21 protein-coding genes are annotated in these 22,226 nt (G+C 58.0%); 7 read left to right on the top strand and 14 right to left on the bottom strand.

All coding sequences use genetic code 11. The features are described 5' to 3' along the window. Positions 1-95: 95 nt before the first annotated feature. Positions 96-1,169: an AI-2E family transporter gene (locus CCX46_RS08555; RefSeq protein ID WP_102900818.1), complete on the bottom strand. Its 1,074-nt coding sequence runs from the start codon at positions 1,167-1,169 to the stop codon at positions 96-98. A gap of 34 nt (positions 1,170-1,203) precedes the next feature. Beyond that, complete coding sequence (locus CCX46_RS08550) at positions 1,204-2,262, bottom strand: DUF2066 domain-containing protein (RefSeq protein ID WP_127926358.1); 1,059 nt, start codon at positions 2,260-2,262, stop codon at positions 1,204-1,206. A 373-nt stretch (positions 2,263-2,635) separates the two neighbouring features. Between CCX46_RS08550 and purM the strand changes: the two genes are divergently transcribed. The 4 genes from purM (at position 2,636) to CCX46_RS08530 (ending at position 6,543) form a co-directional block, all read left to right on the top strand. Further along, positions 2,636-3,694: a phosphoribosylformylglycinamidine cyclo-ligase gene (gene purM / locus CCX46_RS08545; protein WP_077571719.1), complete on the top strand. Its 1,059-nt coding sequence runs from the start codon at positions 2,636-2,638 to the stop codon at positions 3,692-3,694. Next, positions 3,694-4,344, top strand: a complete 651-nt coding sequence (purN, locus tag CCX46_RS08540) for a phosphoribosylglycinamide formyltransferase (protein WP_127926357.1) — start codon at positions 3,694-3,696, stop codon at positions 4,342-4,344. The genes purM and purN overlap by 1 nt, the downstream gene beginning before the upstream one ends. Before the next feature lie 8 nt (positions 4,345-4,352). Then, positions 4,353-5,066 carry a DUF3108 domain-containing protein gene (locus CCX46_RS08535; RefSeq protein WP_127926356.1) on the top strand — a complete coding sequence of 238 codons (714 nt, stop codon included), beginning with the start codon at positions 4,353-4,355 and terminating at the stop codon, positions 5,064-5,066. Between the two features lie 331 nt (positions 5,067-5,397). Beyond that, positions 5,398-6,543, top strand: coding sequence for an integrase core domain-containing protein (locus CCX46_RS08530; RefSeq protein WP_127926355.1), 1,146 nt, complete (start codon positions 5,398-5,400; stop codon positions 6,541-6,543). Between the two features lie 77 nt (positions 6,544-6,620). Here the strand turns inward: CCX46_RS08530 and CCX46_RS08525 are convergent, their stop codons facing one another. Together CCX46_RS08525 and CCX46_RS08520 are read right to left on the bottom strand one after the other, a co-directional pair. Then, positions 6,621-8,246, bottom strand: coding sequence for a methyl-accepting chemotaxis protein (locus tag CCX46_RS08525; protein ID WP_127926354.1), 1,626 nt, complete (start codon positions 8,244-8,246; stop codon positions 6,621-6,623). A 130-nt stretch (positions 8,247-8,376) separates the two neighbouring features. Further along, the gene (locus CCX46_RS08520; RefSeq protein WP_127926353.1) at positions 8,377-9,432 is read right to left on the bottom strand and encodes an amidohydrolase family protein; all 1,056 of its coding nucleotides are present in this window, start codon (positions 9,430-9,432) and stop codon (positions 8,377-8,379) included. A gap of 129 nt (positions 9,433-9,561) precedes the next feature. Between CCX46_RS08520 and CCX46_RS08515 the strand changes: the two genes are divergently transcribed. Beyond that, on the top strand, positions 9,562-9,978 hold the full coding sequence (locus CCX46_RS08515) for an OsmC family protein (protein WP_127926352.1): 417 nt from the start codon (positions 9,562-9,564) through the stop codon (positions 9,976-9,978). Positions 9,979-10,039: 61 nt separating this feature from the next. Further along, the gene (locus tag CCX46_RS08510; RefSeq protein WP_127926351.1) at positions 10,040-10,906 is read left to right on the top strand and encodes a pirin family protein; all 867 of its coding nucleotides are present in this window, start codon (positions 10,040-10,042) and stop codon (positions 10,904-10,906) included. 350 nt (positions 10,907-11,256) lie between these two features. On the opposite strand, the gene CCX46_RS08505 is transcribed toward CCX46_RS08510, so the two are convergent. The 4 genes from CCX46_RS08505 to CCX46_RS08490 all read right to left on the bottom strand — a co-directional run bounded on the left by CCX46_RS08505 (position 11,257) and on the right by CCX46_RS08490 (position 14,966). Beyond that, complete coding sequence (locus tag CCX46_RS08505) at positions 11,257-11,985, bottom strand: dienelactone hydrolase family protein (protein WP_127926350.1); 729 nt, start codon at positions 11,983-11,985, stop codon at positions 11,257-11,259. 68 nt (positions 11,986-12,053) lie between these two features. Further along, the gene (gene htpG / locus CCX46_RS08500; protein ID WP_127926349.1) at positions 12,054-13,958 is read right to left on the bottom strand and encodes a molecular chaperone HtpG; all 1,905 of its coding nucleotides are present in this window, start codon (positions 13,956-13,958) and stop codon (positions 12,054-12,056) included. Between the two features lie 82 nt (positions 13,959-14,040). Beyond that, positions 14,041-14,493, bottom strand: a complete 453-nt coding sequence (locus CCX46_RS08495) for a PaaI family thioesterase (protein ID WP_127926348.1) — start codon at positions 14,491-14,493, stop codon at positions 14,041-14,043. Next, positions 14,490-14,966, bottom strand: coding sequence for a PaaI family thioesterase (locus CCX46_RS08490; protein ID WP_127926347.1), 477 nt, complete (start codon positions 14,964-14,966; stop codon positions 14,490-14,492). The genes CCX46_RS08495 and CCX46_RS08490 overlap by 4 nt, the downstream gene beginning before the upstream one ends. Positions 14,967-15,124: 158 nt before the next feature. Between CCX46_RS08490 and CCX46_RS08485 the strand changes: the two genes are divergently transcribed. Beyond that, positions 15,125-15,361 (top strand): hypothetical protein, encoded by a 237-nt coding sequence (locus CCX46_RS08485; protein WP_007919867.1) that lies wholly within the window; start codon positions 15,125-15,127, stop codon positions 15,359-15,361. 78 nt (positions 15,362-15,439) lie between these two features. Here the strand turns inward: CCX46_RS08485 and CCX46_RS08480 are convergent, their stop codons facing one another. The 6 genes from CCX46_RS08480 to lpdA form a co-directional block, all read right to left on the bottom strand. After that, positions 15,440-15,841, bottom strand: coding sequence for an MAPEG family protein (locus CCX46_RS08480; protein WP_007919869.1), 402 nt, complete (start codon positions 15,839-15,841; stop codon positions 15,440-15,442). Further along, complete coding sequence (locus CCX46_RS08475) at positions 15,841-16,578, bottom strand: DUF599 domain-containing protein (protein ID WP_034156247.1); 738 nt, start codon at positions 16,576-16,578, stop codon at positions 15,841-15,843. Before CCX46_RS08475 ends, CCX46_RS08480 begins: the two co-directional genes overlap by 1 nt. Before the next feature lie 255 nt (positions 16,579-16,833). Continuing rightward, entirely contained in the window at positions 16,834-18,147 is a 1,314-nt protein-coding gene (brnQ, locus tag CCX46_RS08470) for a branched-chain amino acid transport system II carrier protein (protein ID WP_127926346.1), read from the bottom strand. Between the two features lie 319 nt (positions 18,148-18,466). Then, positions 18,467-19,348 (bottom strand): succinate--CoA ligase subunit alpha, encoded by an 882-nt coding sequence (gene sucD / locus CCX46_RS08465; RefSeq protein ID WP_008082972.1) that lies wholly within the window; start codon positions 19,346-19,348, stop codon positions 18,467-18,469. Continuing rightward, positions 19,348-20,514: an ADP-forming succinate--CoA ligase subunit beta gene (gene sucC, locus CCX46_RS08460; protein WP_007919879.1), complete on the bottom strand. Its 1,167-nt coding sequence runs from the start codon at positions 20,512-20,514 to the stop codon at positions 19,348-19,350. The genes sucD and sucC overlap by 1 nt, the downstream gene beginning before the upstream one ends. 182 nt (positions 20,515-20,696) lie before the next feature. Further along, positions 20,697-22,133 carry a dihydrolipoyl dehydrogenase gene (gene lpdA / locus CCX46_RS08455; RefSeq protein WP_095119941.1) on the bottom strand — a complete coding sequence of 479 codons (1,437 nt, stop codon included), beginning with the start codon at positions 22,131-22,133 and terminating at the stop codon, positions 20,697-20,699. Positions 22,134-22,226: the final 93 nt, after the last annotated feature.

Below are 22,226 nucleotides of genomic sequence, written 5' to 3'. Positions count from 1 at the left end.
TTTGCGTTAATGCACTGGTTTTATGGCAGATTCTTTGGCGCCAGCACCTGCAGGACACGGGCCAACCCGGCTCTTCGCCGGGCCGCCCTTCGCCATTACAGTTGCGGATCGTCAACGCCACTATAGATGTCGGAGTCCTTGTACAAGTCGTGCACATGGCGCACCAGCACCATGATCACCGCCGCCACTGGCAACGCCAGCAGCACGCCAGTGAAACCGAACAGCTCGCCGCCGGCCAGGATCGCAAAGATCACTGCCACCGGATGCAGACCGATACGATCACCCACCAGCAATGGTGTCAGCACCATACCTTCCAGCGCCTGACCGACCATGAACACCGCGACGATCCCGACCATCGGATACAGATCACCACCGAACTGGAACAACCCGGCAATCAGTGCCGCGCCAATACCGATCACGAAGCCCATGTACGGCACGATCGCCGCCAGACCCGCGATCAAACCGATCAACAGCCCCAGCTCCAGACCGACAATCATCAGGCCCGCTGCATAGATCACGCCCAGCGCCACCATCACCAGCAACTGACCGCGAACAAACGCGCCCAGTACCTCATGACATTCACCGGCAAGCGATACGATGGTCTCTTCCCGATCACGCGGCAGCAGGCTGCGGATCTTGGCCATCATCACGTCCCAGTCGCGTAACAGGTAGAAACTTACCACAGGGATCAGCACCAGATTGGCCAGCCAGCCGATCAGCGCCAGACTCGACGCCGTGGCCTGACTCAGCACCACGCCGACAATATCGGTGGTCTGACCCATGTGCTCGCTGATCGCAGCCTTGACCTTATCGAACTTCCAGAAACCGTCCGACAACCCCAGCTTCGACTGCGCCCACGGCACTGCCGTGTGCTGCAGCCAATCGAGCATTTGCGGCGCCAGTTCGTACAAACGCAGCAACTGCTTGGCGAGCATCGGCACCAGCACAAGCATCAGCGCCGTGACGATCAAGGTGAACAGAGCAAACACCGCGATCACGCCCCAGGTTCGCGACAAACCAAGCCGCTCCAGGCGATCCACCAGCGGATCGAACAGATAGGCCAGCAGCAGCGCCACCAGAAACGGCGTGAGGATCGGGTGCAGCAACCAGACAAACGCGCAAAGCAGGACAACCCCACCGAGCCAGAACCAACGCCGCGTATCGGCCATTTACCACTCCTGTTGCTTCTATATAAAGAAAGACTTACCAGCGAAACCGCAACGATGGTGCTGCCGGTGTCGGGGCTGGCGCCGCGACAGGTGTTGCGCCGCCAGCCACTGGCTGCGGCGCCGCCACCGGGGCGGGTGCTTCGGCGGGCAACTCCTGCAACCTGGCCAGCGACAACTGCGCACGCATCTGATCGGCACTGCCATTGACCCGATAAACGATACGATCGCCATCAACACTTTGCAGACGCACGCCAAACGGTTCGAGTAACCGCAATAACGCCGCGTAATGCTCCAGATTCATGCCCTGCACTTCCAGGGTTTGCTGCCCCGAAGCGCCAGGCTTAGCGACAAAACGTGGCGCCAGCCGCTCAGCCACCGCCAGCATCACTGCGTCAGCGACAGCAGCCTGATCGGCGCCCTGCACGCTGCCCGCCTCTTTCTGATCGCCCAGCCACAAGTGCCATTTGGCCTGCCACTGCCCGCCTTCTTCACGGGCATGCACCGCCAGCAAGGCGTCAGCGTTGTAGCGCTCCGAAGCACCGCGCAGTGGCGCCGGATCCGTGCCCTCAAGCGCTGGCGCAGTGGCAACCAACTGCTCACTCAAATCAGCCAGCGGCAAACGCAACGGCAAGCCGCGGTGTTGCGCAGCCGTACGCAACGGCGCCGCAGCGGCCTGACCATCACCGATCAGACTCGAACCTTCAGCCGAATCATTCAGCCACCAGCTCAGAATCGACGGGCGACTGGCGCCCCACACGGACAACCCGGCACGCCGCAACGCCTGCTCGGTGGTCGCCGGATCGAAATCGACCTTCAGCACCTCCGGTGGCCCGGCATCAAAACCGAACTGACTGATGATTTGCTGCGGATCCTTGCGAATCGCCGCCAGCCCCGGACTCTGCGGGGCTTTGGGATCACCGGTCAGGCGCAACACCAGGGTATCGAGCGCTGCCTGCGTGGCGCGATCACGTTCTTCCGGCGCCTGACCGTTGACCGGCTCGCGCACTTGATAAAGGCCTTTGAGGTTTTCGGCGTGACTCGCCAGGCTGATCAGAGACAAACAACCCACAAACAACAATTTACAAAAACGCATGGAGAATTCCCGTCGACAGGAGCGGCTGGAACACGCCGCGTGAACCGGTTGAGCAAGGCTGTGACAATCTGCCAGCACCAAACATTCACACGACAGCGGTAAGTTTTTGCACAGTGATAACGATAGACGGTTAATCGCCCCACCTTATACAGGCGTTCATACACCTCAATTGCAAAAAATTTCCGCTGATATGGCCCTGCCCGTCGGTGCGAGGATGGCCGCTGCCCCTCAAGCCTGATAAAATCGCGCGCCTTCGCAGACCGGCAACAGCCGGGCACCTCGAAACTCGCGTGAGGCCATCGCCCCCACGATTTCGAAGTTCCCGCTGAACTCGGTCGTTACCCCTGAATCCCCTCCCCTAAAGGCCTGGATCATGAGCAAGCAACCCTCCCTGAGCTACAAGGACGCCGGTGTAGACATCGACGCCGGTGAAGCATTGGTCGAACGCATCAAGAGCGTCGCCAAGCGCACTGCGCGCCCGGAAGTCATGGGCGGCCTGGGCGGTTTCGGCGCCCTCTGCGAAATCCCGGCCGGCTACAAGCAGCCAGTGCTGGTGTCCGGCACCGACGGCGTTGGCACCAAGCTGCGTCTGGCGCTGAACCTGAACAAGCATGACAGCATCGGCATCGACCTGGTTGCCATGTGCGTCAACGACCTGGTGGTTTGCGGCGCCGAGCCGCTGTTCTTCCTCGACTACTACGCCACCGGCAAACTCAATGTCGACACCGCTGCCCAAGTGGTAACCGGCATCGGCGCTGGCTGCGAACTGTCGGGTTGCTCGCTGGTTGGCGGTGAAACCGCTGAAATGCCAGGCATGTACGAAGGCGAAGACTACGACCTGGCCGGCTTCTGCGTCGGCGTCGTGGAAAAAGCTGAAATCATCGACGGCTCGAAAGTCGCCACCGGTGACGCGCTGATCGCGCTGCCATCGTCCGGCCCGCACTCCAACGGCTACTCGCTGATCCGCAAGATCATCGAAGTTTCCGGTGCCGACATCGAAAACATCCAGCTCGACGGCAAACCGCTGACCGACCTGCTGATGGCCCCGACCCGCATCTACGTGAAGCCGCTGCTCAAGCTGATCAAAGACACCGGCGCCGTCAAAGCCATGGCCCACATCACCGGTGGCGGCCTGCTCGACAACATCCCGCGCGTTCTGCCAAAAGGCGCTCAGGCGGTGGTTGACGTGGCTAGCTGGACTCGCCCGGCGGTATTCGACTGGCTGCAGGAAAAAGGCAACGTTGACGAAACCGAGATGCATCGCGTGCTGAACTGCGGCGTTGGCATGGTTATCTGCGTGGCTCAGGAGCACGTTGAAGTGGCCCTGAACACCCTGCGTGACGCCGGCGAACAGCCTTGGGTCATCGGTCAGATCGCTGCCGCTGCCGAAGGCGCTGCCCAGGTTGACCTGCAGAACCTTAAGGCTCATTAATGTCCGCAACCTGTGATGTCGTGGTGCTGTTGTCCGGCACCGGCAGTAACTTGCAGGCTCTGATCGACAGCACGCGGACCGGCGACAACCCGGTCCGCATCGCTGCAGTGATTTCCAATCGCGCCGACGCCTACGGCCTGCAACGCGCCAGTGACGAGGGTATCGCTACCCGCTCGCTGGATCACAAGGCATTCGAAGGTCGCGAGGCCTTCGATGCTGCTCTGATCGAACTGATCGACGAATTCAATCCGAAACTTGTGGTGCTGGCCGGCTTCATGCGCATTCTCAGCGCTGATTTCGTTCGCCACTACCAGGGTCGCCTGCTCAACATCCACCCGTCGCTGCTGCCCAAATACAAAGGGTTACACACTCATCAGCGCGCGCTGGAGGCCGGCGACACTGAGCATGGCTGCTCCGTGCACTTCGTCACCGAGGAACTCGATGGCGGACCACTGGTCGTACAAGCAGTATTACCGGTAGAGTTGCACGACACGCCGCAGAGTCTTGCGCAGCGAGTACACGTTCAGGAACACCTGATCTACCCGATGGCAGTTCGCTGGTTCGCCGAGGGCAGACTGGCACTCGGTGAACACGGTGCTTTACTGGATGGCCAGTTACTCGCGGCCAGCGGCCACTTGATTCGACACTAGGAGATATTATGCGTCGCGCCCTGCTCTTCGCTTGCGCTCTGCTCGCCCTGCCCTTCGCGCAGGCAGCGGACCTTCAACCGTTCTCCGCCAGCTACACCGCCGACTGGAAGCAACTGCCAATGAGCGGCACCGCCGAGCGCAGCCTGGTCAAGGAAGCCAACGGCGTCTGGAAGCTCAGCTTCAAGGCCTCGATGATGATCGCCAGCCTGACGGAAGAAAGCACCCTGACCCTGGACAAAGACACTTTGCTGCCGCAGTCCTACCACTTTGAACGTGGCGGTCTGGGCAAGGCGAAAAAGGCTGATCTGGATTTCGACTGGAACAGCAAAATGGTCACCGGTACCGACCGTGGCGACGCGGTGAAGATCCCGCTGAACCGTGGCATGGTCGACAAGTCCACCTATCAGTTGGCACTGCAGCATGACGTCGCTGCCGGCAAGAAGACCATGAGCTATCAAGTGGTCGATGATGGTGAAGTCGATACCTATGACTTCCGCGTGCTGGGCTCGGAAAAAGTCGAGACCAAGGCTGGCAAGATCGATGCGATCAAGGTCGAGCGCGTACGCGACCCGACACAAAGCAAGCGCACTACCGTGCTGTGGTTCGCCAAGGATTGGGATTACCTGCTGGTTCGCCTGCAACAGGTTGAAACCGACGGCAAGGAGTACAACATCATGCTCCAGGACGGCACCGTCAACGGTAAAACCGTTAAAGGCAGCTGATCCGCCGCAAGAACAAAGAGCCCCGCGAAATGCGGGGCTTTTTTTTGCCTGCTGGATTGGAGACTTGTGCCTGGCTCGCCCCTCACCCCAGCCCTCTCCCGAGGGAGAGGGAGCCGACAGAGATGTCAGGCGCTATGCATCGACCTGCCAGATCGAGTCGATTATGGATTCACCAAAGAATGGTCAGGTCGGCGTAGCTCTTTAATTCCCCACGGTCAGTCCCCTCTCCCCTTGGGAGAGGGTTAGGGTGGGTAAAGACCGGGTACATCCTTTACGTTTGAGACCGGGGACATGGTTTACAGGTATTAATCATGGTCAGGAGGTGCTGACCATGCCCTGGAATCAAGAGTCCCCAATGGATCAACGAGTGAAGTTAGTCAGCGACTGGCTTGGCGGCAGTTACACCAAGAGCCAGTTAAGCCGGCGCTATGGCGTCAGCCGTCCAACCATCGACAAGTGGCTGGAACGATACGCAGCGTTGGGCGTAGATGGCTTGAAAGAGCAATCGCGCAAGCCGTTGAACTGTCCTCATCAAACGCCCGACGAAATCATTGCCACGCTGCTGACCAAGAAAAACGAGCACCCCGATCGGGGACCTAAACAGATCATTGATCGTCTACGCGTCTCCGATCCGGATATCCACTGGCCGGCCGCGAGCACCGCCGGGGAGTGGTTGAAGAAAGCTGGTTTGGTGGTGGCGCGACGGCCCTATCCCCCGCGTCCCCGTGCTCCAACACATTTGCGTCCGGTCGACGCGCCCAACCAGACTTGGTGTGCTGATTACAAAGGGCAGTTCAAAATGCAGGACGGTAATTGGTGCTATCCGCTGACCATAACCGATCAGATGAGCCGCTTTTTATTCGTCTGTCGCGCTTTGCCCAGTACGCACGGAGCGCCGACGCGGGAAGGCTTCGAGTGGGCTTTTCGAGAATATGGGCTGCCGGATGTGATCCGCACTGACAATGGCGCTCCTTTCGCATCGACAGGTCTGGCGCGACTTTCGAAGTTATCGGTTTGGTTCATCAGGCTTGGAATCCATGTCGAAACGATTACGCCTGGCCGTCCCGACCAAAATGGTCGACATGAACGGATGCATCGAACGCTAAAGGCAGCAGTGCCACCGGCGGAAAATCTGGTGCGCCAGCAGTTGGCTTTTCAGGAATTCATCCAAGACTTCAACCACCACCGACCGCACACCGCGCTGGGCATGAAACCACCGGCATCTGTCTATAGCCCGTCGACACGCGCTTATCCCGGTTACTTGCCTGCGCTTGAATACGGTTCCGATGTTGAAGTACGCAAGGTTCGGTCAAATGGGGAAATTAAATGGAAAGGACAGCTGATTTTTCTAGGAGAGGCTCTGATTGGAGAGGACATCGCGCTGAAGGAAGTGGCTGATGACGCTTGGGAGCTGTACCTTTGCAGCCACTGTTTAGGCAGACTTGAAAGCGGCGCCAAACGCGTTTCAAGCCTGTAAAGGTGTAAACGATGTCCCCGGTCTAATTTGTAAAGGATGTACCGGTCTCTACAGTGAGGGGCTTTTGAAGGCAAACCTCAAACCGAGAACTTGGCGACCATGCTGTTCAAATCCACCGCCAACCGCGACAGCTCCTGACTCGCCGCACTGGTCTGATTAGCCCCCGCCGAGGTCTGCATCGCCAGATCACGAATGTTCATCAGATTGCGATCCACCTCACGCGCCACCGCTGCCTGCTCCTCCGAGGCACTGGCGATCACCAGATTGCGCTCGTTGATCAGCGTGAACGCCGAGGCGATCTCTTCAAGTGCAGTCCCGGCCGCCTTGGCCAGCTCCAGCGTCGAACGCGCGCGCACATTACTCTGCTGCATCGAACTCACCGCCGAATCGGTGCCCTGCTGAATCCCGCCGATCATCTGCTCGATTTCCCGGGTCGACTGCTGCGTGCGATGGGCCAACGCCCGCACCTCATCCGCTACAACCGCAAACCCACGCCCGGCATCACCGGCGCGAGCAGCCTCAATCGCGGCATTCAATGCGAGCAAATTGGTCTGCTCAGCGATCGAACGAATCACATCCAGCACTTTGCTGATGCTGTAGACCTTCTGCGCCAGATCTTCCACCTGACTCGCATTGGCTGTCACATCATCGGCCAGCGACTCAATGGACAGCACCGTTTGATGCACCTGCTCGCGGCCATGCTGGGCAATGCGATCGGATTCACGAGACGCCTCGGAGGTGGCCACGGCATTGCTTGCCACTTCCTCCACTGCGGCCGTCATCTGATTGACCGCCGTAGCCGCCTGTTCGATTTCCAGGCTCTGCTGGTGCAACCCGCGCGTAGCGTCTTCCGTGACGCAACTCAGCTCCTCCGACGCCGAGGCCAACTGGCTGGAGGACTCGGAGATTTGCCGAATCGTGTCGCGCAGGTTGTGCTGCATACTCTTGAGTGCGTGCAGCAGTCGCGCCGGCTCGTCCTTGCCACTGATGCTGATATCGCCAGTCAGATCACCACCGGCCACCACCTCGGCGACACCCAGCGATTGCGCCAGCGGCAGCACGATGCTGCGCGTCAGCAGCAGGGCCAGGCCTATGGTGATCAGCGCGGTAACGCCGATCATCACCCCGACCCAAACCCGCGAATTGGTAAACACCAGCCGCGCTGCTTCGGTGGCGAGATTGGCATTGTGTTTATTCAGCTCAACCAGCTCGCGCAAAAGCACTGCGATTTCATCGGCCAAGGGACTCATCTGCCCATTGAGAATGGTCGCGGCCTCCTCGACCCGATTCTGCGCCGACAACTGCATGACCTGTGCCTGAAACTCCAGATACTGGTGCTCGGCAACCTTGAAGCGGTCGAACAGCCTGCGCTCCTCGGGCAGTACGATCAGCACGTCATAACGCTGCTGGGCCTCACTGAGCACACCGCGTAATTCATTGAGCTTGGCAACGTTCTGTTCGAGCGTCTGCGGATCCCGATTGAGCAACAGACGCATGGTCAGCGCGCGCAGGCGCAGCATGTCCTGACTCATCTCACCGACTGCCATGACACTCGGCAGCCAGTTGTTATCAACCTCGTCGGACTGCGCGCGCATGTTCGACATTTGCAATAAAGCGAACGCCCCAAGGGCAAATACCATCAACGCCAACAAGCCAAAACCGAGGCCGGCGCGCGGGGCAATATTGAGACTACGGATACTCATTGCTCTGGTTCCTTCCAAAAGCGCTGCATCAACCCTGCAGCTGGTTGCTTTAGAAGGTATCGGCCCGGTGAAAATTTGCGTAAGACGAAAAGGCGATATCAAAAGGCCTTGATCCTTCGAACCGTCGGCATTAACGATTCAGCGTGGTTTTGCCGGACTTGAACTCCGTTCGCGGCAAGATAGCCAGGAAGTTATCTCTCGCGACCTTTTGCGCAATGTTCTCCGGCAGGGCATCAAGGAACGGCTTGAAGCTGTGTATTTCCTGACCGAGCTTATTGAAACGCCCTACCACATCGGAGCCAAGCATGAAGCGTTCGGGGTATTTCTCGACCAACGCCAGCCATTCCGGTCGCGGTTTGCCCTGCTCGTCCAGCAGATACGGCGTGAGCATGCTCCAGGACAGATCGATAAACAGGTTGGGATACGCCTCAAGCATACGCGTCAGGGTTGGCAGCAGAAATGTCAGCTGGGTCTGATGTCGATGAATCTCCGCGCTGGTCCCCGCGTGGGCCCAGATGAATCGCGTGTGCGGATGATTACGCAGCGGTTCTTCGATTTCCTTCAGGTACAGCGGATTCTTCTCACGCTTGGAGGTGATGTTGGAATGCAGCAACACCGGCAGATCGTTCTCGGCTGCCAGGTGATAGATCTTGGTCATCGCTTCGTTGTTGGCGCGCGGCGTATCGCCAGAGGTCAGCGCTGTCAGGTCATCATGGCGGGTGAACACCTCGCCGATGCCCTGCCACAGCCCCGGATACAGATCGAGCATGCGTTGGATGTGCGCGGCGGAGTTCTTGTCGTTCGGGTTGAATCCGGAAAGAAACGGATGAAAGTACGGGCGTTGTTCTGCGCTCAGTTTTTGCACGGCGTCGGCGACAATCACGTCAGTCGCGCTATACCAGTAAGCATCGGCGTCATCCCCAGCGTAATAGCGCGGGCGCTTGGGTTCGTCCTCATGCCACTTCTTAGCAACCGGAATGCCGGAAATCATCACATGCTCGATGGAATTGTCCTGCATGGCCGTCAGCAATTTCGCCATGCCCGCGCTTTCCTGGAAAAAATCGACGTAATGCAGGTGCGCATCGCTGTAGGTGTATTCGCGGGCACTGACGTTGCCGGCAAACACCAACAAACAGGCAAGACTCAAACGATACAGGGACACAAGTAATCTCCAGAAAGTAGGCATAGCCTAGACCGCGCCCCGACAACAAGGGTTCATCCCGCAGGAAAGTGGAACGCGTACCGGTGGGAATGCTCTATAACTGCAAGGTCTTTTTTGATCGAAGCGACTTTTCCTACTGCCAGTGAGGTTCACATGACCGTTACCGTCAATACCGTCTCCGCTGAAGGTTTTCGTCACACCGTACAGATTGATGACCACGAACTGTTTGCCGATGTACCAAAAACGGCCGGCGGCGAAGGCTCGGCACCTGAGCCGCACGACTATTTCGATGCGGCCCTCGGCGCCTGCAAAGCGCTGACCCTGAAGATGTACGCGAAGAAGAAAGACATCCCGCTGACCGGCGTCGGTGTCGACGTCAAACGTGACAACAGCGAAGAGCAAAAAGGTAAATACGTCTTGCACGTCACCCTTACTCTCAAAGGCGTCCTGACCGATGCCCAGCGCGAGGAATTGCTGCGCGTTGCCGACCGTTGCCCGATTCACAAACTGATGACGACCACCGACGTCAGCATCGAAACCCACGCCCCACAAGGCTTCGATAGCCAGTAACCCTCCTCATGCCAGCAGCGGGTTATGCTTCTGGCATCACCCGCTCAGCCTGGAATGCACCATGGACACGCAACCTCTGATCATCCGCCCACGCGCCGAAGACGTTGAAGGGCAGCCGATTCTGCGCCCGCTGCCGTCAGCCAAATGTCGCAGCGTCGGGCCTTTCGTGTTTTTTGATCACATGCTCGAAACGGTTTATCCGACGGGCAAAGGCATGAACATCCGACAGCACCCGCACATCGGTCTGTCGACGCTCACCTATTTGTTTGAAGGACAGATCCAGCACAAGGACAGCCTTGGCTCGGATCAGGTGGTCAGTGCCGGTGACGTCAGCTGGATGACCGCTGGTAGTGCGATTGCACACGTCGAGCGCACACCGGAACCGTTGTGGGACCAGAGTTTCACGATGCACGGTTTGCAGATCTGGCTGGCGTCACCCAAGGATCACGAGCAAGGCCCGGGGCATTACAGCCATCACCCGGCAGCGACATTGCCGGTCAGCGATAACCTTGGCGTACAGATCCGCATGATTGCCGGGTCAGGCTTTTGCCTGGAATCGCCGGTGCCGGTGCTTTCTCCTACGTTGTATGCGGAAGTGAACATGCAAACCGCGACCACTTTGCTGATTCCGACCGAGCATGAAGAGCGGGCGGTTTATGTGTTGAGTGGGGATGCGCAATTGAATGGCGAAGCGATTGAGCCGCATGCGTTGGTGGTATTGCCGGCGGGGGAAGAGATGAGTCTGTTTGCCGAAAGCGATGTGCATGCCGTGGTATTTGGCGGTGCGCCATTGGACGGGCCACGGCGGATCAACTGGAATTTTGTCGCGAGCGATCCGGCGGCGATTGATGAAGCACGGCGTAAATGGGCGGCCGGGGACTGGCCGACGGTGCCGGGGGAAGTTGACCGGATCGAGTTGCCGCGCTGAAAAGCACCCTCACCCCAGCCCTCTCCCGGAGGGAGAGGGAGCCGACCGAGTGGTCTCAGGTTATACGCCGACCTGAAAGACCTTATCGATTATGGATTCGGTAATGCCCTATCAGGTCGGCGCATTGGTTGAGCGTCCACCATCAGCACCCTCACCCTGCCCTCCCGAAACGTCGGACCGCCCGGAGGCAGAGGGAGCCGACCGAGGTATCTTGCGTCATACATCGACCTGAAAAGTCTTGGCGACTATGGATTCAGCACAGCCCTTTCAAGTCGGCGTCACTCCCAAGCATCCCCCATTCAGTCCCCTCTCCCTCTGGGAGAGGGTTAGGGTGAGGGGCTCTTCGCTTTTCAGCCCTTGAACACTTCATCCAGCAAATCATGCATCGACTTGAACGCACGCTTGGCGGTCTTCGCGTCGTACATCATCTTGCCCGGCACATTGGCATGCGGATCGGTAAACGAATGCACCGCACCGCCATAGCTCAGCAACTGCCAATCGACCTTCGCCGCGTTCATCTCATCTTCAAACGCTGGCAACTGCTCTTTCGGCACCAACGGATCTGCGGCACCGTGCAACACCAGAACCGAGCCTTTGATGTTCTGCGCATCGGCAGGATTCGGCGAATCCAGCGTACCGTGGAACGACACCGCAGCCTTCACCGCCGCCCCCGTGCGAGCCAGATCCAGCGCACAGCAACCACCAAAGCAGAAACCGAACACTGCCAGTTTCGACGTATCAACCGCCGCCTCACCCTGCGTCTGAAGTTGCTCAAACGCCGCCTGCATACGCTTGCGCAGCAGCGCACGGTCATCCTTCAACGGCATCATCGCCGCGCCCGCCTGATCAGCGTTCTGCGGACGTACGGCCTGGCCATAAACGTCAGCGATCAACACCACGTAGCCCTCGGCCGCCACCGACTTGGCGATCTCTTCGGCACCGGCGCTGACGCCCATCCAGTTCGGCGCCATCAACAAACCCGGACGCGCACCTTTGTGCTCGACGTCGAACGCCAGACGACCTTCATAAGGCTGGCCGTCAATCTGATAGACCACGGAACGTACAGTGACTTGGCTCATTTCTGACTCCTGATTTGTTAAACACCAGAATGAAAAAACCCGCCGAAGCGGGCTTTTCTACAACTTGGTTAAACCGACAGTTCAACCAGCAGCTTGTTCAGACGGCGCACATAAGCGGCCGGATCCTTCAAGCTGTCACCCGCCGCCAGCGCAGCCTGGTCGAAGAGGATGTGCGACAGGTCGCCAAAACGCTCTTCGCTCTGCTCGCCATCGAGCTTCTCGATCAGCGGGTGGCTTGGGTTGAATTCGAAGATCGGCTTCGAATCCGGCACCTTCTGCCCGCTGGCTTCGAGGATCTGGCGCATTTGCAGACCCAGATCCTGCTCGCCGATGGCCAGAATCGCCGGCGAATCGGTCAGACGATGGGAAACCCGTACTTCAGCCACGGAATCGCCCAGCGCGGTTTTCAGACGCTCAACCAGACCTTCTTTCGACTTGGCGACTTCTTCTGCGGCCTTCTTGTCCTCTTCCGAGTCCAGGTTGCCCAGATCGAGATCACCACGTGCCACGTCGACAAAGGTCTTGCCGTCGAATTCGCTGAGGTAGCTCATCAGCCACTCGTCGATACGGTCGGTCAGCAGCAGCACTTCGATGCCTTTCTTGCGGAAGACTTCCAGGTGCGGGCTGTTCTTGACCTGCGCGTAGGTTTCGCCGGTGAGGTAGTAGATCTTGTCCTGACCTTCCTTGGCGCGTGCCAGGTAGTCGGCCAGACCGACGATCTGCTCGCCGTCGTCGCCTTGGGTCGATGCGAAACGCAGCAGACCGGCAATTTTTTCCTTGTTGGCGAAGTCTTCTGCCGGGCCTTCTTTCATGACCTGACCGAAGTTCTTCCAGAAGCCTTTGTATTGCTCAGGCTCGTTCTTCGCCAGTTTTTCCAGCATGTCGAGCACGCGCTTGGTCAGCGCAGTCTTCATCGAATCGATGATCGGGTCTTTCTGCAGGATTTCACGCGACACGTTCAGCGACAGGTCGTTGGAATCGACCACGCCTTTGATGAAGCGCAGGTACAGCGGCAGGAACGACTCGGCCTGATCCATGACGAACACGCGTTGCACGTACAGCTTCAGGCCTTTCGGCGCTTCACGCTGGTACAGGTCGAACGGGGCGCGGGCCGGCACGTACAGCAACGAGCTGTATTCGAGCTTGCCTTCGACTTTGTTGTGGCTCCAGGCCAGCGGGTTTTCAAAGTCGTGAGCGATGTGCTTGTAGAACTCCTGGTATTCCTCGTCCTTCACTTCAGTGCGCGGACGGGTCCACAGGGCGCTGGCGCGGTTGACGGTTTCCCACTCAACGGCCGGAGCCTCTTCGCCTTCGGCAGCAGCCGCTTCTTTCGGCAGCTCGATCGGCAAAGCGATGTGGTCGGAGTACTTCTTGATGATGTTGCGCAGACGCCAGCCATCAGCGAATTCGTCTTCTGCCGCTTTCAGATGCAGGACGATGCGGGTACCACGTTCTGCTTTTTCGATGGTGGCGACTTCGAATTCGCCCTCGCCTTTCGACGACCAGTGCACGCCTTCGCTGGCTGGAGTGCCGGCGCGACGGCTGTACACGTCAACCTGGTCGGCAACGATGAAGGCGGAGTAGAAGCCCACACCGAACTGGCCGATCAGGTGCGAATCTTTCTTCTGATCGCCCGAAAGATTTTTCATGAAATCGGCGGTGCCCGATTTGGCGATTGTACCCAAATGGGTGATCACATCGTCACGGTTCATGCCGATACCGTTGTCTTCGAGGGTGACGGTCTTGGCGTCCTTGTCGAAGCTCACACGGATTTTCAGGTCAGCGCCGCCTTCAAGCAACTCTGGCTTGGCCAGGGCTTCGAAGCGCAATTTATCTACAGCGTCAGAGGCGTTCGAGATCAATTCGCGAAGGAAAATTTCCTTGTTGGAATACAGCGAATGGATCATGAGGTGCAGCAGCTGCTTCACCTCGGTCTGGAAGCCCAGGGTTTCCTTTTGAGTTTCCACACTCATGGTCATCAAACTCCAATCAGATGGCAGTGGCCACGACCCGAAATGGTCGGCGGCGGGTTGTCTTGTGAGTTTGGGGCGCTGTTCAGGATTTCAAGGGCTCATCAATTTTGAAGTGTGCACGTGCAGTGGCAATCGGTTCACTTTCCGTGCTTTGCCAGGCAGTGATCGCGACGTTGGCGACGCGCCGGCCCTGGCGGCAGACCTGACACTTGGCCCAGGTATCGCGGAATTGCCCGGCACGCAGGTAATCCAGGGAGAAGTCGATAATCTTTGGCACACCTGGTGCGCCGGTGAAGATCAACAGATGCAGGGCGGCGGCCAGCTCCATGAACCCGGCAATCACCCCGCCGTGGATCGCCGGCAATAAAGGGTTACCAATGTTGTCCTTGTTCGCCGGCAGCTTGAACAACAGTTCATCGCCGACGCGTGAGCATTCGATGCCGATCAGCCCGGCGTAGGGAATCAACTGCAACAGCGGCGCGTAATCGCCCTGAGCGTGAGCCTGCTGCAACTGCAGCTTCAGGTCGTCGCTCATTGCCCTTCTCCCTTGATCACGCCGCCAAAGCCTTTGGTGCCTTTGAGCCCCTTACCCATGCGCATGAATGTACCGACGACGTGGGCGATGGGTTGTTCGGGATCGTCCTGATAGGCGAAACCGCGAGCGAAGATCACATCGGTGGTCACCCGATAGCACTGGGCGAAGCCATAGACGTCTTTGTTCGGTTTGGCGGCGTGCATATAGTCAATGCGCAAATCGAGGGTCGGGCAGACTTCGAATTCCGGCAACACACAGAGCGTTGACATCCCGCAAGCGGTGTCCATTAACGAGGTAATTGCGCCACCATGAATAACCCCGGTCTGCGGATTACCGACTATTTGCGGGCTATAAGGCAGGACCACCGTGAGCCCTTCGCTGGAGGCTTCATGTACTCGCAAACCAAGTACCTGACAGTGTCTTAACGCTGAAAGAAATCGCGTCGCGCGCTCAAAAACGGGGTTTTCAGCCATATGATAATTACTCTCGTTAAAGCCATTGGCCAGTAGTAGCGAACAGACCAAAAGTTCCGTAGCAAAACAAACTTATATATCTGAAAGAAATGAGGAACTTAACCTGTAGCGCCGAGTTCTTAAGGCCAGTAGTTATTTTCCATAAGGAGAAACACCCCATGCGTAAGACTTTTGCTATTGCCTTGATGTTGACCGCTTCCCTCGGTCTCGCTGCCTGCGATAAAAAATCCGAGGACAAAGCTCAAGATGCCAACCAACACGCTGAACAAGCTCAGCAAGACATGAACAAAGCTCAGGATAAAGTGAACGACGCTGCGAAAGAAAACGCCGAAGCTGCCAAAGCTCAGGCTGAATCGAACGCTGCTGCACAAGAAGAAGCTGCCAAGAAGCAATAATTCGCTTTTTGCTGCAGAAAAAGGAAAACCCGCCAAGTGCGGGTTTTCTTTTGCCTGTCATTTAGCGCCAGGCTCGACTTAGAGCAAGACAGTTCTAAAAGTCGGACTAATCATCAGTAACAGCGAGCACAGTACGCCAACTACCCAAACCAGGCTGCGCAGCTTGGGCTGGTCGGCCAGATAGAGCCACAAGTAGAGGATCCGCGCGATAACAAAAACGATTGCCAATGTATCGATCAGCCATCCTGCCGTCTGAGTGGTGTGCGCCATCAACACGCCGACCGCAAACAACATGAACGCTTCAATCGTATTCTGATGCGCCGCCAGCGCCCGCGCGCCGTAACCGGTCAGTTGCGCTTGTTGTTGGCGCGGCAGGTGGTTGTTGTAACCGCCCTGCTCTTTCATCGCCTTGCCCACCGGCATACGCGCGATATAAATCAACAGCGCAGTGATAAACACACACCAGAACGGAATACTCATCAAGCGACCTCTTTGTTTGTCTCGGGAATGGGGGCTTCTGTAGGGGTATAGACCATGACATCGAGAACGTCGGAATGAAACTCTCGGCGGTACAAGACCAATACCACCCCGGCGCTCATCAGCATGAACAGCCACGGGCTGACAAACCAGGCCAGCATGGTCATGCCGAAGTAGTAAGAGCGCAGCCCGAAGTTGAACTGGTTGGCCGCCATCGAAATCACCCGCGCCGCCCGCGCAGCGAAGGCCTTGCGCTCCTGCTCGGAAACATGTCGTTCACCGATCATCGGCGCCGAGCCAACCAACACGGCCGCGAAGTTGTACTGCCGCATGCACCAACTGAAGGTGAAGAACGCATAGACGAACACCATCGCCAGACACAGCAGTTTGATTTCCGACATACCCTGCGACGCCTGTTGCACCATCGGAATATCCGCCAACAACGACACCGCGCGCTCTGACGCGCCAAGCACGGTGAGAATACCGGCGAGGATGATTAGCGTACTCGAGGCGAAAAACGAAGCGTTGCGCTCCAGATTGCCGATCACACTGGCGTCGGCGATGCGGTTGTCACGCAGCAACATGCGACGCATCCAGTCTTCGCGGTACAGGTGCAGCACACTCGCCAGACATGCTGTATCGCGGCCCTTCCAAGAGGCATAACGGGTATAACCGCCCCAGCAGATGACGAACCAGACGGCCGCGAGCAGGTGGATCAGGTTGGCTTGGATGAACGACATGCAATTCCTTGTGAGGTGTGTACACGCACTGATTACTTGTGGGAGCGAGCCTGCTCGCGAAAGCGGTGTGTCAGCCGCCATCAATGTTGCGCGATACGCCGCTTTCGCGGGCAGGCTCGCTCCCACATTGAGATTTCGGCAACCCTTCGACGTTAGCCTAGGGAAAAAGACACTGCCTGACGCGCATAAAAAATGCCCCGTATCGATTGATACGGGGCATTTCTGTTCAAGCGTTGAAGACCCGCTTATGGCGGGTCAGGCAACCGCTTCGCTGCGCTTGCCCAGCAGGCGATCGCAAACCACTGCAACCACCAGGGTCATCACGCACGGCACCAGCCACGCCAGGCCCTGCTCGCTCAGCGGCAAGTGCGCCAGTTGCGATGGCATCCAGTCGGCCAGACCGGCGCCTTTCAGCGCGTCGATGGTGCCAAAGATGAACGACACCAGCATCACCGGACCGAGAATCCGGCCGTGCTCATGCCAGAAGTCTTTGCAGAAGCTCAGCGCCACCAACACGATGCACGGCGGATAGATCGCGGTCAGCACCGGAATCGAGAAGGCAATCAACTTGGTCAGGCCCAGGTTGGACACCAGCAGCGAGAACGCCGCCAGAATGATCACCAGGGTCTTGTAGGACAGTGGCAGCACACGGCTGAAGTACTCAGCGCAAGCACAGGTAAGGCCGACCGCTGTCACCAGACACGCCAGCGAGATCAGTACGGCAAGGAAACCGCTGCCCAGCGAACCGAAGGTGTGTTGCACGTAAGCGTGCAATACCGCCGCGCCGTTGGTCGCGCCTGCTGCCACTTCGTGGCTGCCGGAACCGAGGCGGAACAGGCTGACATACACCAGCGCCAGACCGACACCGGCAATCAGCCCGGCGATGATCGCGTAACGGGTGATCAGCGCCGGCGACTCGACGCCACGGGAGCGAATCGCGTTAACGATGACGATGCCGAACACCAGTGCACCCAAGGTATCCATGGTCAGGTAACCATTGATGAAGCCCTGAGAGAACGGTGCCGCCACGTATTCCGGCGTGCCGTGACCGATGTCACCCGCCGGCAAGGCGAATGCAGCGATGCCAAGGACCGCCAGCGCGATGATCTTCAATGGCGCGAGGAAACGGCCAACGGTGTCCAGCAAACGGCCCGGATAGAGCGAAATGAAGAACACCAGCAGGAAGTACACCGAACTGTAGAGGAACAGTGCCAACGGGCTCTCGCCGGTCAGCGGCGCCAGACCTACTTCAAACGACACCGTCGCGGTGCGCGGGGTGGCGAACAACGGGCCGACCGCCAGATAGCACGCCGCCGCCAGAATGCCGCCAGCCAGCTTGCCGATCGGGCTGCTCAGCGCATCCATTGCCCCACCGACCTTGGCCAGTGCAACGACGGTGATCACCGGCAGACCCACTGCGGTGATCAGGAAGCCCAGCGCGGCCATCCAGACGTGAGGTCCGGCCTGCAAGCCAACGATAGGCGGGAAAATGATGTTGCCAGCCCCGACGAACAGGGCAAACGTCATAAAGCCAAGTGCCAGGATGTCCTGACCTTTCAAAACTTTCATTAAGGTAATACCACACTACTGAATCGGAATTTAGAGGGGGATTGCCCTGTGTAATTAGGGAAATGCTGTCGATCCGTATGGGACTGACCCTTAAAGCGCGTTGCATGCCTTGTGGGCGGCAGACGCAAAAATGGCTGCTAGCCTAACCAATTTGCTTTGCAAACGCACTGTTAGAGGGCGAACTATCCGATACGCGACGTTTCCGTGTCGCGTTTTTGCATGTAATTGGGGGCAAGCCTATAAATCAGCGAATGCCAGAAACGACAAAGGCCACCCGAAGGTGGCCTTTGTCAGCAGAGTTGCAAGCTAAGCGCGAGGCTTACTTGACAGCCCAACCAGTCAGCTCGGCCAGGGCCTTGCCGATGTCTGCCAGCGAACGCACGGTTTTTACGCCTGCGTCTTGCAGTGCAGCGAATTTCTCGTCTGCAGTGCCTTTGCCGCCAGAGATGATTGCGCCAGCATGGCCCATGCGCTTGCCCGGAGGAGCAGTCACACCAGCGATGTAGGAAACAACCGGCTTGGTCACGTGTGCCTTGATGTAGGCAGCCGCTTCTTCTTCAGCCGAACCGCCGATCTCACCGATCATCACGATCGCTTCGGTCTTCGGGTCTTCCTGGAACAGCTTCAGGATGTCGATGAAGTTCGAACCCGGGATCGGGTCACCACCGATGCCGACGCAAGTCGACTGACCGAAACCGGCGTCAGTGGTCTGCTTCACAGCTTCGTAGGTCAGGGTGCCGGAACGCGAAACGATACCGACCTTGCCTGGCAAGTGAATGTGACCTGGCATGATGCCGATCTTGCATTCGCCTGGGGTGATCACGCCTGGGCAGTTAGGGCCGATCAGGACTACGCCCAGCTCGTCGCACTTAACTTTAGCGTCCAGCATGTCCAGGGTAGGAATGCCTTCGGTGATGCAGACGATCAGCTTGATGCCGCCGAAAGCTGCTTCCAGGATCGAGTCTTTGCAGAAAGGAGCCGGAACGTAGATCACGCTGGCGGTAGCGCCAGTGGCTTCTACTGCGTCTTTAACGGTGTTGAACACTGGCAGACCCAGGTGCTCGGTGCCGCCTTTGCCAGGAGTAACGCCACCCACCATCTTGGTGCCGTATTCGATGGCTTGCTGGGTGTGGAAACTACCTTGCGAACCGGTAATACCCTGGCAGATAACTTTGGTGTCTTTATTGATCAGGACGCTCATTATTTGCCCTCCGCAGCTTTGACAACTTGTTGAGCAGCGTCGGTCAGGCTGGTTGCAGCGATGATGTTCAAACCGCTTTCTGCCAGTACTTTAGCGCCCAGCTCAGCGTTGTTGCCTTCAAGGCGAACAACAACCGGGATTTTCACGCCGACTTCTTTCACAGCGCCGATGATGCCTTCGGCAATCATGTCGCAGCGAACGATGCCGCCGAAGATGTTGACCAGTACTGCAGCGACGTTGGTGTCGGACAGGATGATCTTGAACGCTTCGGTTACGCGTTCTTTGGTAGCGCCACCACCTACGTCGAGGAAGTTGGCAGGCTTGCCGCCATGCAGGTTGACGATGTCCATGGTACCCATGGCCAGGCCAGCACCGTTGACCATGCAGCCGATGTTACCTTCCAGTGCCACGTAGTTCAGTTCGAACTTGGCAGCGTGCGCTTCGCGCGGATCGTCTTGCGACGGATCGTGGAAAGTCTTCAGCTTAGGCTGACGGTACATTGCGTTGGCGTCGATGTTGATCTTGGCGTCCAGGCAGTGCAGATCGCCGTCAGCCTTGATCACCAGCGGGTTCACTTCCAGCAGAGCCAGGTCGTGATCCTTGAACAGTTTGGCCAGACCTACGAAGATCTTGGCGAACTGAGCAACCTGCTTGCCTTCCAGACCCAGCTGGAATGCCAGCTCGCGACCCTGGAATGGCTGAGCGCCAACCAGTGGATCGATAGTGGCTTTGAGAATTTTTTCTGGAGTGTCGTGAGCGATTTTCTCGATGTCCACGCCACCTTCGGTGGAAGCCATGAACACGATGCGACGGCTCGAACGGTCAACGACAGCGCCCAGGTACAGCTCTTTAGCGATATCAGTGCACGATTCAACCAGGATCTTGGTGACTGGCTGGCCATTGGCGTCAGTCTGGTAAGTCACCAGACGCTTGCCCAGCCACTGCTGTGCGAAGGCTTTGGCGTCTTCTTTGCTGCGAACCAGCTTGACGCCGCCCGCTTTACCGCGACCACCGGCGTGGACCTGGGCTTTGACAACCCACTCGCTGCCGCCGATTTTGTCGCAAGCTTCTGCTGCTGCTTCCGGGGTGTCTACTGCGTAACCAGTGGAAACTGGCAGGCCGTATTCAGCGAACAGCTGCTTACCCTGATACTCGTGAAGATTCATGCTTTTTACCGTCTTCGTTAGGTACTGCGCATTCGGCGCTGCGCTCGTTTGAGTGCCGCGCCACCTGTGACTGCTGCTTGCGTAGCTGAGCTACGCAAGACTGCGTCCAGCGGACATTCCGCGGTGAGACTTGCTCGCAAGGCTCACGACGGGCCGTTACCGCCGTGGTTTCTTATTGTGTCTTAACGCTTCTTGCGGTTGGCAATGTGGATGGCGCCGCCATTCACAGCCAGAGCAGCTTCGTGCAAGGCTTCAGACAGGGTCGGATGGGAGAAAACCATCATGCCCAGGTCTTCAGCGCTGGTGCCGAATTCCATACCGATCGCGCCCTGCTGAACCAGTTCTGCAGCGCTCGGGCCAATCACGTGCACGCCCAATACGCGGTCAGTCTTGGCATCAGCGATGACCTTGACGAAACCACCGGTATCGTTGGCGGCCATGGCACGGCCGGAAGCGGCGAACGGGAAGGTGCCGACGTTAACTTCAACGCCTTCAGCTTTCAAGGCCTGCTCGGTTTTGCCAACCCACGCGATTTCCGGGTGAGTATAAATAACCGAAGGGATCAGGTCATAGTTCATCTGGGCTTTGTGGCCCTTGATGCGCTCGACAACCATGATGCCTTCTTCCGATGCCTTGTGAGCCAGCATCATGCCGCGAACCACGTCACCAATGGCGAAAACGCCCGGTACGGTGGTCGCGCAGTGATCGTCAACGTGCACGAAACCGCGCTCGTCGAGGGTCACGCCGCTGTCGGAAGCCAGCAGATCAGTGGTCACCGGACGGCGACCAACGGCTACGATCAGCTTGTCGAAAGTGATGGTCTGTTCGCCATTGGCATCGGTGTAGTTCACAACGACTTCGTCGCCGTTCACTTTCGAGCCGGTTACGCGAGCACCCAGTTTGATGTCCAGACCCTGTTTGGTCAGGGTTTTCAGCGCTTCCTTGGAAACAGCGGTGTCCGCTGCCATCAGGAAAGTGTCCAGTGCTTCCAGGACAACCACTTCAGAACCCAGACGCGACCACACCGAACCCAGTTCCAGACCGATCACGCCAGCGCCGATCACGCCCAGACGCTTAGGTACGGATTGGAATTCCAGAGCGCCAGTCGAATCGACGATGACTTTCTGATCAACCGGAGCCGGCGGAATGTCGATCGGACGCGAACCTGGAGCCAGGATGACGTTTTCAGCTTCGATGATTTCAACCGAGCCGTCTGGCTTGGTGACTTCGACTTTCTTGCCAGCCAGCAGTTTGCCGTGGCCCTGAATCGAAGTAACGCCGTTGGCCTTGAACAGGGTGGCAACGCCGCCGGTCAGGTTCTTGACGATGCCAGCCTTGCGGCCAACCATCGCAGCGACGTCCATTTTGACTTCGCCAGTCGAGATACCGTGAACGTTGAAGCTTTCTTTCGCTTCCTTGTATTTCCAGGAGCTGTCGAGCAGCGCCTTGGAAGGAATGCAGCCCACGTTCAGGCAGGTACCGCCTAGGGCTTGCTTGCCTTCAGCGTCGGTGTACTTCTCGATGCAGGCAGTGGTCAGACCCAGCTGCGCCGCCTTGATGGCAGCCACATAGCCACCAGGGCCAGCACCGATCACTACTACGTCAAATTTCTGCGACATTCAAAAAATCCTCTTTAGCAATAAAGCTACAAGCCGCAAGCAACAAGCTCCAAGCCCACCCCGCTCGCTATGAGCTTGTGGCTTGAAACTTGA

This window comes from Pseudomonas sp. RU47 (genome assembly GCF_004011755.1).
In the GTDB taxonomy this organism is placed as follows: Bacteria; Pseudomonadota; Gammaproteobacteria; order Pseudomonadales; family Pseudomonadaceae; genus Aquipseudomonas.
The sequence above is the reverse complement of the archived record's forward strand: the minus strand, read 5'-3'. Positions and strand labels throughout refer to the sequence as shown.

Bases quoted from the DNA above. Each gene is read 5' to 3' on its own strand.
- CCX46_RS08555 (WP_102900818.1), bottom strand. From the start codon at position 1,169: ATGGCCGATACGCGGCGTTGGTTCTGGCTCGGTGGGGTTGTCCTGCTT.
- CCX46_RS08550 (WP_127926358.1), bottom strand. From the start codon at position 2,262: ATGCGTTTTTGTAAATTGTTGTTTGTGGGTTGTTTGTCTCTGATCAGC.
- purM (WP_077571719.1), top strand. From the start codon at position 2,636: ATGAGCAAGCAACCCTCCCTGAGCTACAAGGACGCCGGTGTAGACATC.
- purN (WP_127926357.1), top strand. From the start codon at position 3,694: ATGTCCGCAACCTGTGATGTCGTGGTGCTGTTGTCCGGCACCGGCAGT.
- CCX46_RS08535 (WP_127926356.1), top strand. From the start codon at position 4,353: ATGCGTCGCGCCCTGCTCTTCGCTTGCGCTCTGCTCGCCCTGCCCTTC.
- CCX46_RS08530 (WP_127926355.1), top strand. From the start codon at position 5,398: ATGCCCTGGAATCAAGAGTCCCCAATGGATCAACGAGTGAAGTTAGTC.
- CCX46_RS08525 (WP_127926354.1), bottom strand. From the start codon at position 8,246: ATGAGTATCCGTAGTCTCAATATTGCCCCGCGCGCCGGCCTCGGTTTT.
- CCX46_RS08520 (WP_127926353.1), bottom strand. From the start codon at position 9,432: ATGCCTACTTTCTGGAGATTACTTGTGTCCCTGTATCGTTTGAGTCTT.
- CCX46_RS08515 (WP_127926352.1), top strand. From the start codon at position 9,562: ATGACCGTTACCGTCAATACCGTCTCCGCTGAAGGTTTTCGTCACACC.
- CCX46_RS08510 (WP_127926351.1), top strand. From the start codon at position 10,040: ATGGACACGCAACCTCTGATCATCCGCCCACGCGCCGAAGACGTTGAA.
- CCX46_RS08505 (WP_127926350.1), bottom strand. From the start codon at position 11,985: ATGAGCCAAGTCACTGTACGTTCCGTGGTCTATCAGATTGACGGCCAG.
- htpG (WP_127926349.1), bottom strand. From the start codon at position 13,958: ATGAGTGTGGAAACTCAAAAGGAAACCCTGGGCTTCCAGACCGAGGTG.
- CCX46_RS08495 (WP_127926348.1), bottom strand. From the start codon at position 14,493: ATGAGCGACGACCTGAAGCTGCAGTTGCAGCAGGCTCACGCTCAGGGC.
- CCX46_RS08490 (WP_127926347.1), bottom strand. From the start codon at position 14,966: ATGGCTGAAAACCCCGTTTTTGAGCGCGCGACGCGATTTCTTTCAGCG.
- CCX46_RS08485 (WP_007919867.1), top strand. From the start codon at position 15,125: ATGCGTAAGACTTTTGCTATTGCCTTGATGTTGACCGCTTCCCTCGGT.
- CCX46_RS08480 (WP_007919869.1), bottom strand. From the start codon at position 15,841: ATGAGTATTCCGTTCTGGTGTGTGTTTATCACTGCGCTGTTGATTTAT.
- CCX46_RS08475 (WP_034156247.1), bottom strand. From the start codon at position 16,578: ATGTCGTTCATCCAAGCCAACCTGATCCACCTGCTCGCGGCCGTCTGG.
- brnQ (WP_127926346.1), bottom strand. From the start codon at position 18,147: ATGAAAGTTTTGAAAGGTCAGGACATCCTGGCACTTGGCTTTATGACG.
- sucD (WP_008082972.1), bottom strand. From the start codon at position 19,348: ATGAGCGTCCTGATCAATAAAGACACCAAAGTTATCTGCCAGGGTATT.
- sucC (WP_007919879.1), bottom strand. From the start codon at position 20,514: ATGAATCTTCACGAGTATCAGGGTAAGCAGCTGTTCGCTGAATACGGC.
- lpdA (WP_095119941.1), bottom strand. From the start codon at position 22,133: ATGTCGCAGAAATTTGACGTAGTAGTGATCGGTGCTGGCCCTGGTGGC.